This window comes from Pseudomonadota bacterium, assembly GCA_030860485.1.
Classification (GTDB): domain Bacteria; phylum Pseudomonadota; class Gammaproteobacteria; order JACCXJ01; family JACCXJ01; genus JACCXJ01.
Window position 1 is genome coordinate 33,456 of sequence record JALZID010000170.1, and the last position, 11,853, is coordinate 45,308.

Below are 11,853 nucleotides of genomic sequence, written 5' to 3' on the forward strand. Positions count from 1 at the left end.
GACTTGCGTCGAAACGAACGAGGCGGTGGTCACAGCCCCGCCATCACCTTCCTGGCCGACTCGAGAGTCGGGGCGATCTCCGTAGGGCCGTGGGCGCTCGAGACGAACCCGGCCTCGAAGGCGGAGGGGGCGAGGTAGATACCTTCGCGCAGCATGCCGTGGAAGAAGCGCTTGAAGCGCTCCTGATCGCAGGCCATGACCTCTGCGAGAGTCGTGATCCTTTCGTCCCGGCTGAAGAAGAGGCCGAACATCCCGCCGACCTGGTTGGTAGTAAACGGGACACCGAGGTCTTCGGCCGCTGTGCGAAGGCCGATCGTCAGGCCTCGAGTGACGCCGCTGAGGCGCTCGAAGAACCCCGGCTCCGCGACGATCCTGAGGGTCGCGAGGCCGGCTGCGAGGGCCACGGGATTGCCGGACAGGGTACCGGCCTGGTAGACGGGTCCGTCAGGCGACAGACGTTCCATGATCCCGGCGCGACCCCCGAAGGCGCCGACCGGCAGTCCGCCGCCGATCACCTTGCCGAGCGTGGTGAGGTCGGGGCCGATCCCGAAGAGCCCCTGGGCACCCGAAAGTCCGACTCGGAAACCGGTCATGACCTCGTCGAAGATGAGCAGGCTGCCGTATTGATTGCAGATCCGCCGTAGCCCCTCCAGGAACCCTGGCAGGGGCGGCACGCAGTTCATATTGCCGGCCACGGGTTCCACGATGACCGCGGCGATGCCGTTGCCCAAGGTGGCGAAGGCGTCTTCCACCGCGTCGAAGTCGTTGTAGGGGAGGGTGAGAGTATGACGCGCCAGGGCTGACGGCACGCCGGGTGAGCTGGGCGTTCCCAGGGTCAGGGCCCCGGAGCCGGCCTTGATGAGCAGCGAGTCGGCGTGGCCGTGGTAACAGCCCTCGAATTTGACGAGGGTATCGCGGCCCGTATAACCGCGGGCCAGGCGGATGGCGCTCATGGCCGCCTCGGTGCCGGAGCTGCAGAGCCGCACGCGCTCGATCGACGGGACCAGTCCGCACAGGGTCTCGGCCATCTGCGTCTCGATCGCCGTGGGCGCGCCGAAGCTGAGCCCGTTCCGGGCCGCCTCGCGCACGGCCTCGACGACCTCGGGATGGGCGTGACCCGCGATGAGCGGTCCAAAGGAGCCGACGTAGTCGATGTAGCGCCGGCCGTCCTCGTCGAAGAGGTAAGCGCCCTGGCCGCGCCGGAAGAATACCGGTGTGCCACCCACCCCCTTGAAGGCGCGGACGGGGGAGTTCACTCCCCCTGCGATGACCCGCCGTGCAAGGTCGAACAGCGCTTCAGAGTGCGACATGGAGGGCTCCGATAGGGTGGTTCGCTTCGAACAATCCGGCATAGCGCCGGGCCGCCGCCCTGGGATCTGCCTCCCTATGATCACGGTTACCGAAGACGCCGCGGATCACCGCCAATAGATCGGCCCCCGCTCCGATCAATCGGCTACCGTTCTCGGGCGTGATCCCCCCGATCGCCACGAGGGGGATAGAGAGTCTGCGCCGGGCCCGACCGAGGAGCGCGGGCTCGGCCCGAACGGCGTCCGATTTGGAGGCCGAGGGATAGAAGCTGCCGAAGGCGACATAGTCGGCGCCGGCTGCCGCGGCCTCCCAGGCCCGGTTGAGGTCGTCATAACAGGACACGCCGATGATCGCGGCGGGTCCGAGGACCTCACGCGCGACTGTGTACGGGACGTCGGATCGGCCCAGGTGCACGCCGTCCGCGCCCACCGTGCGCGCCAGCTCCGGGTCGTCATTGACGATGAACGGCACCGCGCGGCGATGGCAGACCCGTCCTAAGACCAGGGCCTGCCGTCGGCGCTCGTCGGACGGTTTCGACTTGGCCCGATATTGGACCACCACGGCGCCGCCGGCGATGGCCTCGGACACCACCCGCTCGTCGCAGACGCCATCGGCGATCGCGTAGAGACCGCGTCCTGGGAAGGGGTAGGGCATGGGCGGCTCAAACCTCAGGGATGGCTGACTCTGGCGGGCTTATTTTACAGGGGCGCGAGAACTGCGAGAATCTCCAAGGTCGAGGCGACGAGAATGGCAATGAAGCGCTATATGTGTTTGATCTGTGGGTTCATATACGACGAGGCCCAAGGCTGGCCGGGCGACGGCATCGCGCCGGGGACCCGTTGGAAGGACGTCCCGCCCAACTGGGTATGCCCGGACTGCGGGGCGCGCAAGGACGACTTCGAGATGGTGGAGATCTAGAAGGGCTTGACGACCGCGAGTACCACCACGCCGACCAGGATCAAGACCGGGAGCTCGTTGAGCCAGCGATAGAACACGTGGCCATGAGGGTTCCGGTCGTGGCGAAACAGGACCAGCAACCGGCCGAGATAGACGTGGTACCCGATCAGAACGGCGACCAGCGCGAGCTTCGCGTGCAGCCAACCCGCTTGGAGGTAGTGCTCCACGTCGTAGGCCAGGGTCCAGAGCCCGAACAACACGGTCAAGACGGCCCCCGGGGTGGTGATCCCGAAGTACAGCTTGCGCTCCATGACCTCGAAGCGCTCGGTGCTGAGCCGGTCCGCGGCGAGCGCGTGGTAGACGAAGAGGCGCGGGAGGTAGAAGAGGCCGGCGAACCACGTCACCATGAAGACGATATGGAAGGCCTTGGTCCACAACATTTATATATTAAACTCTAGGGACCGGGGTCTAGCCGCCCGGCGGGCTGCCGGCATCCCGAGGCGCGCGGCGGCCGAAGAAGGTAGCGATCGACCAGAAGACCCGCTTGATCCCCCAAAAGATGCGGGGCAGGAGCCAGGCGGAGATCAGCAGAAACAGCACCAGGCCGGCGAGAAACACCGACGGGTGGTGGAGTGCGGTCCAAAGCCCTCCGATGACCAGGAGATCTTCCGAGAGGGAGGCGGCCCAGTTGGTGAAGGGCTCGGGCGTGGTGTTGATGAGGACGCGACTGCCGGCCTTCACGGCATGGCTGCCGGCCGCGAGCGTGCCGCCGATGAGGAGGGCGGCGATCTCGGCCGGCTGGCTGACATCCCCCACCGCCCCGGCCGCGAGCACGGCGCCGGCCGGGATGCGGATGAAGGTGTGCACGACATCCCAGCCGGTGTCCACGCCCGGAGTCTTATCGATGAAGAACTCGATGCCGTACATGACGCCGGCTGCGACGAGCACCAGCGGATCGGTCAGGATCTGAAGTTCGGGAGGGAGGGCGATATGGCCGGTCGTCCCCAGGTAACCCAGCGTGAGGATCGCGGCATACAGGTTGAGGCCGCTGGCCCAGCCCACGCCCATGGTCAAGGCAATGGTGTCGATGATCTCCATGCCCGGTGTCTCGTGGCCTGGGACAGGCCGTCGGTTGGGCCATCCTACCCGCATCGGGCGCGAACACAAGCCACCATCCACAATGCACTGCAACATCGTGATCGCGCCAAGTTTTTCACCACGACCGGTTGACATGGCTCTCTCACCGCACTATCCTATGACACATTCGTGGCTGGTGCGCATCGATCCCCGGCCGCGACAGGGCTAGAACAATAACTATAAAAGAGACTTGAAGCGGCTTCGGCCGCTTTTTCTTTTCTGGCTTGCGTGCAGAGAAGGCGGGTGCTCGCCGGGCGGGGGACGGGGTGTGATCGACGTCGGGATCGTGGGCGGTACGGGCTATACCGCGGCCGAGTTGGTGCGCCTGCTCGCCGGGCACCCCGGCGTCCGGTTACGGGTCGTGACCTCGCGCGCCGCGGCCGGCACGGCGGTCGCGGAGGTCTTTCCCCACCTCCGCGGCCGGGTCGATCTGGTCTTTTCGCCGCATACCCCTGAGATCCTGACCCAGTGCCGGGTGGTGTTCTTGGCGACGCCCAACGGTACGGCGATGACCCTCGTTCCGGCGCTCCTCGAGGCCGGCGTGCGTGTGGTGGACCTGTCGGCGGACTTTCGCCTTCGCGACCCGGTGGCGTTCGAGCGCTGGTATGGGATGCCCCATGCGTGCCCGGATCTCTTGACCGACGCCGTCTATGGACTGCCGGAGCAAAACCGCGAGGCCACCCGGGAGGCGCGCCTGATCGCCAATCCAGGCTGTTATCCCACGGCTGTCCTGCTCGGCCTCCTCCCGTTGGTTGAATCGGGTAGCGTACGGGTGGATGGCTTGATCGCCGACTGCAAATCGGGGGTGAGCGGTGCCGGCCGCAAGGCGGCGCTCGGCAGTTTGATGGCCGAGGCCTCCGACAGTCTCAGGGCCTACGGTGTGCCCGGCCATCGCCACCTGCCCGAGATCGTGCAGACGCTCCAGGAGCATGCCGCGGGTAGGATCGAGCTGGTGTTCGTCCCGCACTTGACCCCGATGATACGCGGCATCCATGCGACGCTGTACGCGGAGCTTCAGGATGGGGTACGCGATCTCCAAGGGCTGTACGCAAAGCGTTATCGCGGCGAGCCCTTCGTGGATGTCATGCCGAGCGGCGCACACCCGGAGACGCGCTCGGTGCGCGGGGCCAATGTGTGCCGGATCGCCGTGCACCGGGTGGGTAGCGGGCGGCGGGTGGTGATATTGTCGGTGATCGACAACCTGGTCAAGGGAGCGGCGGGGCAGGCCATCCAGAACATGAACCTGATGCTGGGCCTGGACGAGACCCTGGGCCTGACCCACATCGCCCTCCTGCCCTGACGAGCCTCCTGCCCTAAATGAGAAGTTGAGATAGAGCCTCGGGCGTGAGGCGGGATACACTAGGCGCGGTTGCCTACCGAGGGTGCCCCTGTGATGTTCGGTAAACGCAAGAACCGCAAGCCTACCACGATCGACTCCCTGATCGGCCGGAACACCCGCGTGCAGGGTGACATGAGCTTCGAGGGCGGTCTGCACGTTGATGGCACGGTCAAAGGCGACGTGTGCGCCCATGGATCGGAGTCGGCCGTGCTCACGGTCAGCGAGCATGGTACGATAGAGGGCGAAGTGCGGGTCCCGTATGTGGTCTTGAATGGGGTGGTGCTCGGTGACGTGCATGCCCGCGAGCACATTGAGCTGGCCGCGAAGGCGCGGGTGGAAGGCGATGTTCACTACGGGCTCATGGAGATGGCGATGGGCGCGGAGGTCAACGGAAAGCTCGTCCATACCGAGGCCGCGACACCGCCCCTGACCCCGGACCCCGCCGGTGCCGTGGTGGGCGCGCAACGACCGGACGAGGTCGAGCCGGACGAGATCGAGATAGGGCCGCCGGACCGGGAACCGCGCCACATCGTTTAGGTCTTGGAGGATTTGCCATTGATGAGCACAGTAGAACCAGAGTTGGAGTTGGAGAGCCCCTTGGCGTTCAGCGACGCCGCGGCGGTCAAAGTACGCGAGCTGATGGTTGACGAAGGCAGCGACGATCTGATGCTCAGGGTCTTCGTGTCGGGCGGTGGATGCTCCGGTTTCCAGTACGGTTTTACCTTCGATGATGCCGTCGGTGATGGGGACACGGTGGTCGAGAACGACGGGGTCAGGCTCTTGATCGATCCCATGAGCGTGCAATACCTCATGGGTGCCGAGATCGACTACACCGAGGACCTGGAAGGGGCGCGGTTCGTCATCAGGAACCCCAATGCCACGACGACCTGCGGTTGCGGGTCTTCGTTTTCTGTCTGAGCGGCAGCGTGATCCCGTCTCGCGGGCGCATGGGATTCTAGTACCTGCGACGGGCGCCATACCCGCATCGCCTGGAGGCCGGTCAGGTACGCTGGGCCGGGCGGGCCAGACGTTCCCGGCCGTGGAGCGCATCGAAGGCCGGCAGAACGATTATCTCGTGTCGTAGAGCGGCGCGCTGATCCCGAGCACCTACGCGGTGACCGGATTCAAGGCCTTTCCTGAGCTCTTGTACATTCAGATCATCCAGCACGATTTGGAGGGCGTCGAGGTGCGCATCGTCAAGGCCCCCAGTTATCGGGATCCCGAAGGACACGGACAGGGTCCGCGAAGAGTTGCGCATCCGTCTGGGCCGAGAAATGAGGCTCGATATCCGTTTCTGCACCACCGACGAGTTGGAGCGCAACCCGGTCGGGAAGATCCGGAGCTGTTACAACCGGCTTCCGCCGGAGCTTATCGAGCGTTACGGGCTACCGGCGGGGGAGAGCTCGAGGGCGGCGTAGCGAGATCGCGATCACCGGGCGGGTCTTCGCGGATCGACAGCTCGAAACACACCTGGCCGGGCCGGTTGCGGATCAACGCCAGGGCATACCCCATCATCTCCGCCCGTTTTGCCGCCTGATAGAGGCCGATCCCGTGGCCGGACCGGGACCGCACCGGTTGTTTGAAGAGCTGGCCGGCGGTTTCCGGACCGATTACCGAGCCGTTGTCACACACTGTCAAGGCCAGATGCCGGCCCCGTGATGCGAGCGTCACGGTGATATCGAGCCCGGATTCCACCCGACGTTTGTAATAGGCGTTTCGAGGAGGTTGTCGAGGACGCTGTGAAAGAGGTCGCCGGGGATCCGACGCGCGTCGATCGCACGGGTGTCGATGCTCCACGTCTACGGTATAGTGCAAGAGTCGGGCTTCGCGTAGATCCCTTCGAGTCGATCCAGAGGACCATGGTATGCCGCCGGTCTTGACCATCGCCGCTTTCACCGTGCGGGAGGCGCAGAGGAACCGAATGCCGTGGCTGCTCGGCATTGTTTTCCGTGTTCCTGGTCGCGCTTTTCGTGACCACGAGCGTGGTGCGCGATTTCAACGACAAGGTCCTGGAATCCATTCTGTCCCTGCCTTTTCCCCGTTCCGTCTATTATTTCGGCAAGCTCATCGGATTCCTCGCCCTCGCCATCCTGGTGGCGCTCACGATCGCCGCGGGGCTTCTGTTATACGCCACACCGTTCCAGGTCGCCATCTGGGTCGCGTCGCTCCTGTGCGAATTGATCATCGTGAGCACGGTGGGTCTGGTCTGCATCTTTTCTTTTCATCACCTGACCACGGCCTTCAGCGCGGTCTTCGGTTTTTATATCCTGGCGCGCGGATGATCGGCGCCATCGAGCTCATGGGGACGAGCCCCCTGGTCCCGGCGGGGAAACCGTCGCAGGAGGTCGTGAATGCGGTCGTTTCGGGGATCGCCTTCGTGCTCCCGGACCTGTACCGGTTCACCCAGAGCCGTTGGCTCATGTACGAGGGCGTCGTGTGGGCCGATCTGGTCCCGATCGCGGGGCAGACGGCGGTCTATCTGGTCCTGTTGATCGGGGTCGGGCTCTTCGACCTGTATCGGAAAAACCTCTGATCGGGTCGCGTGCATGGCCGCAGAGCGTTCGCTGTGCTCGGTCCCGCCCTGGGCGTTGGCCATATTGATCGTCGGGCTCTGCGCTCAGGGGCTGTGGCACCACCTCCGGCCGGCACCCGAGGCGCGCGCCGCCGCGCTGCCGAGCCCGCCGTCCGCAGGAAGTCTGGCGCTCTGGGCCCTGGGAGACCCCGAGGCCCTGGCGCGCCTCCTGATGCTGTGGTTGCAGGCCCATGACAACCAGCCCGGGATCAGCCTGCCGTTCAAGGACCTCGATTACGACAAGGTGGTGGGCTGGCTGGGCCGCATCCTGGACCTAGACCCCAGGGCCCAATACCCATTGCTCGCGGCCGCCCGCCTGTACGGTGAGGTGCCGGATGAAGCAAAGCAGCGCATGGTCCTGGAGTTCGTCTACCGGCGCTTCCTGGAGGACCCCAACCGGCGTTGGCCGTGGTTGGCGCACAGGGTGTTCGTGGCGCGACACCGCTTGCACGACCTGAGGCTCGCGCTCAGGTTCGCCGACGCCCTGGCGAGGCATGCGACCGGGCCGGAGGTCCCGCACTGGGTCCAGCAGATGCGGATCTTCGTGCTCGCGGATATCGGCGACGTCGAGGCCGCGAGGCGTCTGATCCGCAAGCTGCTCGACAGTGGGCGCATCACGGATCCGCATGAGATCAGGTTCCTATCGGAGCGGCTCAAGGGCATGCAGACCCCGACCCCCGACCCGCCTCCGGCGCGCCCCTGATCTGGCGCCCGCACCGGCCCGGTCTTGATCTCGGAATCAGCGCCGGCCCCGGCGGTTTGCCGCAGGCGCTAAAACGGCGTATCTTGCGATCCCGCTGCGGGTGCCCGGTGGGATGCCCGGGGAGAGTGATAAAAATGAACAGGTTCATAGCAATGCAGAGAGTCATGGCGGCATGGGCGGGCCCTGTGCCGCGAGCGCTCTGCGACACTTCGAGTCGCGTGTCGGTCTCGGGCAACCGCTCACCAGGGGATGGGCTCCGTGGCGCGTAGCGATCCCTTGAAGCCGCCGGGTGAGGGGCGGGCGCGAGGCGGCGGCATTGCGCCGCTCGGTTCGGTGCCCCCCGGGTCGGTCCCCAGCGGGTCGGTCCCCCGCGAGTCGATCCCCCGCGAGTCGATCCAGTTGCAGCCGGTGTTCGGGGGCGCCCGCCGCCGGCCGGCCTTGGGTGGACCGTTGCCGTTCGTCGCCGCCGCCGTCGTCCTCGGTATCATCGCCGTCCTGGTCTCGGGCAACCGAGGGGAGGGTCCGGACGAACCGGGTGCGATCGATCCCAGGGCGATAGAACGCGGGGCCATCGAGCGAGATGTGCTCGAACCGGGCGTGCTCGAACGGGATGGAAGCGAACGGGGTGCGACCGGACCGGGTGCGAAGGTACCGGGGGCGATGGAACGAGGTGTAAGCGAACCCGGGTCGACCGAATCCGGGTCGGTCGATGGCGCGGCGGTCGAACCGGAGGGCGAAGCGCCGTCGAGCCCGCCGGTTGCCGCGGCCGTCGCGCCCGCCGGCGTCGATACCGATCGCCCGGGCGAAGAGGCCCGGGCGTTGATCGCGACCATGCGCGCCCCGAATGCCGAGGAGGACCTCGATACGGTGTTCCGCAAGGCGGGTGAGTCTTTGAAACTGGGACGGATCGCGGACGCCCATCTCTTGTACTTCTTCGCGGCGCGCCGTGGCCATGCCCCGGCGGCCGTCGTGCTGGCGGGGATCTACGACCCCGTGCGCTTCGACAAGGACCGCAGCCTGCTCGGGAGACCGGACCCGCTGCAGGCGCTCAAGTGGTACCGGGTGGCCGCGAGCCAGGGCGACGGTGAGGCCCAGGCCCGCCTCAGGTCTCTCGAGTCCTGGGTGGATGCCAGGGCCCGCGCCGGGGACGCGGAGGCCGAGCGCCTGCGCCTTTCGTGGCGCTGAGCAGAATGCCGGCGATGCCCCGGCGACAACCGGCGGTCGCCGGGGGCCTCCTCGTATTGCTCGCCCTCGCGTGCGGGGACGTCCAGTCCTTGCCGACCCCGCAGCCGCTCTTGATGGCCGGCAAGCGGTCCCTGTATCAGCGCGTCCTGGCGAGCCCGGGCACGCGCCTCCACAAAGAGCCGGGCAGTGCTGCCGACGCCAGCCAACCCGTCACGCCCTTCACGACCTTCTACGTCTATGGCCGCCGCGAGGCGGCGGGTCAGGAGTGGCTGGAGATTGGCCCCGACAGCCATGGCAAGGTGGCCGGCTTCGCCCCGACGCGCCAGTTGATCCCGTGGAACCAGGCCTTGACCGTGACCTTCAAGGACCCGGCGTCCGGCGAGCGCGTGCTCCTGTTTCGCGATCGCGACAGCTTGAAGCGCCTCATCGACCAGAACGACCTCGAGAGCTACGAGCGCTACTATGACGAGGCGATCCGGGGAGACCCCTCGGCCGACTCCCCGATCGTGGCCATCCAACCCGGCACCCGCATCGACATCGAGAAGGAGTTCTACCTGGTCCCCATCAAGCATCACGAGGACCTCTATCTCCAGGACCGGCCGGCGCGCCTGCTCGAGGTCGCCTCCGTGCCGCTCGACGCAGATGGGCAGGGCGGACGCGCTGCGGCGCGCCCCTTCCGCACCGGGATCGTGTTCGTCATGGACGCCACCCAGTCCATGCGGCCTTACATCGAGCGCACCCGCGCCGTCACGCGGCGCGTCTACGAGGCCATCGCCGGCGCCGGCCTGCGCGGCCAGGTGAGCTTCGGCCTGACCGCCTTCCGGGACCATCTGGCCGCCCCCACGGACCAGCGGTTCCTGGCGAGGAGCTTCGCCACCCTCGACACCGGTACGGATGCGCGGCGTTTCTTCAAGCAGGTCGCGGCCCTGCGCGCCTCCGATGTCACCAACGCCGAGTTCGTGGAGGACGCCTATGCCGGGATCAAGGATGCCATCGAGGGCAACTCCTGGTCGGATTTTGATGCCCGTTACATCGTGCTCGTGACCGATGCGAGCGCGCGCGAGGCCGGCGATCCGCTGTCCAGCACCGGCCTCGACCTCGCCGGGATCCGGCAGCTGGCGCACGACCGCGGCATCGCGCTGTGGGTCATGCACCTGAAGACGCCCATGGGGGTGATGGACCACCAGAGGGCCGAGCAGCAGTACCGGGCGCTGTCCGATTATCCCGGGATCGGCGAACTCTATTATGGAGTCGGGATGGGGTCGACGGAGGAGTTCGAACGGGTCCTCCATACCCTGGCTGCTCAGATCGCCGCCCAGGTCCAGAGCGCGGCAAAGGGCGACTCGTCGCCTCCGGCGGGACAAGGAGACGAGGCCCTGACATCGCTGCAGAAACGCATCGCCAAGCTCGGCTATGCCCTGCGCATGAAGTACCTCCAGGCCAAGGGCGGCGACAAGCCCCCGCAGGTCTTCGATGCCTGGCTGGTGGACCGTGACCCGCGCAACCCCGAGGAGACCACCATCGAGGTCCGCGTGCTCCTCACGCGCGACCAGTTGAGCGATCTGCGCAACGCCCTCACCCAGGTCCTGGAGCTGGCCGAGGAGGGCGTGCTCTCGCCCCGCAACTTCGTGGCCGAGCTCAAGGCCATGGCCGCACGTCTCAGCCGCAACCAGGAAGCCCCCGCGGGCCCCCCGGGGGGCAGCACCCTGGCCGAGCTCGGGCTCATGGGGGAATACGTCGAGGACCTGCCCTACCGCAGCGAGGTCCTGGGGCTGTCGCTCGATGACTGGGAAGCGTGGCCCGCGGAGCGGCAACTGGACTTCGTGCACCGCCTGGAGAGCAAGGTCCAGTACTACCAGGCCCTGCACGACCACACCGATCTGTGGGTATCGCTCAGCGGCGGCCCGATCACGGGCGAATCGGTGTTTCCGGTGTTGCTCGAGTTGCTGCCGTAAAAACGTTGCCCGATGAGCGTCGTTTACCACCTCAAAGGGGTGGTCAAGAGCCGGGCCGTGAACGGCGTCGGTTTCAGGCTCGTGGTCCCGTCCATCCAGATCAAGGATCGCGAGGCCGTGGCCCTGGTCGGTTATAGCGGCTCGGGCAAGAGTACCTTGCTCGATCTCCTGGCGCTCGTGCTGCGGCCGGACGAGGCCGGGCGCTTTACCTTCCTCCCGCGCGGGCTGCGCCCGACGGATGTCGCCGCGACCTGGAAGGCCGGCGGCCAGGATACCCTCTCCGATCTACGCAAGCGCCACATCGGCTATGTGCTCCAGACCGGGGGACTCCTGCCCTACCTCACGGTGGGCGAGAACATCGGGCTGTCGCGGCGCCTCCTGGGCCTGCCCGCCGACGGTACCGTCGAGCACCTCGCCCGGATCCTCGGCGTTGAGCGCCATCTGGCCAAGCTCCCGGCCTTCCTGTCGGCCGGTGAGCGTCAGCGCGTGGCCTTCGCCAGGGCGCTCGCGCACCGCCCTTCGATCGTCATCGCCGACGAGCCGACCGCCTCCCTCGACCCCGTCACCGCGCGCCGCGTCCTCGCCGCGGTCATGGATCTGGTCAAGGAGCTGGGCGTCACGCTCATCACCGCGAGCCACGACTGGGCGCAGGTCAACAAGCTCGATTTTCGCAGCCTCCATCAGGAGTCGCGCGAACGCAAGGGCGGGAACGTAGTGGAATCTCTCTTCAGGGATTGACCCCGATGGCGGAGTGGCA

16 protein-coding genes are annotated in these 11,853 nt (G+C 66.7%); 10 read left to right on the forward strand and 6 right to left on the reverse strand.

Annotation, left to right across the window (positions count from 1 at the left end):
- Positions 1-29: 29 nt before the first annotated feature.
- Positions 30-1,310 carry a glutamate-1-semialdehyde 2,1-aminomutase gene (hemL, locus tag M3461_09410; protein MDQ3774557.1) on the reverse strand — a complete coding sequence of 427 codons (1,281 nt, stop codon included), beginning with the start codon at positions 1,308-1,310 and terminating at the stop codon, positions 30-32.
- A complete protein-coding gene (thiE, locus tag M3461_09415) occupies positions 1,297-1,962 on the reverse strand; it encodes a thiamine phosphate synthase (protein ID MDQ3774558.1) in 666 nt (221 codons plus the stop codon). The genes hemL and thiE overlap by 14 nt, the downstream gene beginning before the upstream one ends.
- A gap of 93 nt (positions 1,963-2,055) precedes the next feature.
- On the opposite strand from thiE, the gene M3461_09420 reads away from it, so the two are divergent.
- Positions 2,056-2,226, forward strand: a complete 171-nt coding sequence (locus M3461_09420) for a rubredoxin (protein ID MDQ3774559.1) — start codon at positions 2,056-2,058, stop codon at positions 2,224-2,226.
- Here M3461_09420 and M3461_09425 read toward each other — a convergent pair.
- Positions 2,223-2,645: a CopD family protein gene (locus tag M3461_09425; GenBank protein MDQ3774560.1), complete on the reverse strand. Its 423-nt coding sequence runs from the start codon at positions 2,643-2,645 to the stop codon at positions 2,223-2,225. The two genes, M3461_09420 and M3461_09425, sit on opposite strands and share 4 nt — an antisense overlap.
- Positions 2,646-2,673: 28 nt before the next feature.
- Positions 2,674-3,303, reverse strand: coding sequence for a DUF4126 domain-containing protein (locus M3461_09430; GenBank protein MDQ3774561.1), 630 nt, complete (start codon positions 3,301-3,303; stop codon positions 2,674-2,676).
- Positions 3,304-3,610: 307 nt separating this feature from the next.
- Between M3461_09430 and argC the strand changes: the two genes are divergently transcribed.
- The 3 genes from argC (at position 3,611) to erpA (ending at position 5,599) form a co-directional block, all read left to right on the forward strand.
- Positions 3,611-4,642: an N-acetyl-gamma-glutamyl-phosphate reductase gene (gene argC / locus M3461_09435; protein ID MDQ3774562.1), complete on the forward strand. Its 1,032-nt coding sequence runs from the start codon at positions 3,611-3,613 to the stop codon at positions 4,640-4,642.
- Positions 4,643-4,735: 93 nt separating this feature from the next.
- Entirely contained in the window at positions 4,736-5,218 is a 483-nt protein-coding gene (locus M3461_09440; protein MDQ3774563.1) for a polymer-forming cytoskeletal protein, read from the forward strand.
- A gap of 21 nt (positions 5,219-5,239) precedes the next feature.
- The gene (gene erpA / locus M3461_09445) at positions 5,240-5,599 is read left to right on the forward strand and encodes an iron-sulfur cluster insertion protein ErpA (protein ID MDQ3774564.1); all 360 of its coding nucleotides are present in this window, start codon (positions 5,240-5,242) and stop codon (positions 5,597-5,599) included.
- Positions 5,600-5,681: 82 nt separating this feature from the next.
- Here the strand turns inward: erpA and M3461_09450 are convergent, their stop codons facing one another.
- Complete coding sequence (locus M3461_09450; GenBank protein MDQ3774565.1) at positions 5,682-5,939, reverse strand: hypothetical protein; 258 nt, start codon at positions 5,937-5,939, stop codon at positions 5,682-5,684.
- Between the two features lie 110 nt (positions 5,940-6,049).
- Entirely contained in the window at positions 6,050-6,376 is a 327-nt protein-coding gene (locus tag M3461_09455) for an ATP-binding protein (protein ID MDQ3774566.1), read from the reverse strand.
- Between the two features lie 254 nt (positions 6,377-6,630).
- Between M3461_09455 and M3461_09460 the strand changes: the two genes are divergently transcribed.
- From M3461_09460 to M3461_09485, 6 genes are all read left to right on the forward strand, one after another.
- On the forward strand, positions 6,631-6,963 hold the full coding sequence (locus M3461_09460) for a hypothetical protein (GenBank protein ID MDQ3774567.1): 333 nt from the start codon (positions 6,631-6,633) through the stop codon (positions 6,961-6,963).
- Positions 6,960-7,214, forward strand: coding sequence for a hypothetical protein (locus M3461_09465; protein MDQ3774568.1), 255 nt, complete (start codon positions 6,960-6,962; stop codon positions 7,212-7,214). Before M3461_09460 ends, M3461_09465 begins: the two co-directional genes overlap by 4 nt.
- A gap of 13 nt (positions 7,215-7,227) precedes the next feature.
- Positions 7,228-7,956, forward strand: coding sequence for a hypothetical protein (locus M3461_09470; protein ID MDQ3774569.1), 729 nt, complete (start codon positions 7,228-7,230; stop codon positions 7,954-7,956).
- 258 nt (positions 7,957-8,214) lie between these two features.
- Entirely contained in the window at positions 8,215-9,141 is a 927-nt protein-coding gene (locus tag M3461_09475) for a hypothetical protein (GenBank protein MDQ3774570.1), read from the forward strand.
- Positions 9,142-9,146: 5 nt separating this feature from the next.
- A complete protein-coding gene (locus M3461_09480) occupies positions 9,147-11,096 on the forward strand; it encodes a VWA domain-containing protein (protein ID MDQ3774571.1) in 1,950 nt (649 codons plus the stop codon).
- A 12-nt stretch (positions 11,097-11,108) separates the two neighbouring features.
- Positions 11,109-11,834, forward strand: coding sequence for an ABC transporter ATP-binding protein (locus M3461_09485; protein ID MDQ3774572.1), 726 nt, complete (start codon positions 11,109-11,111; stop codon positions 11,832-11,834).
- Positions 11,835-11,853 lie beyond the last annotated feature (19 nt).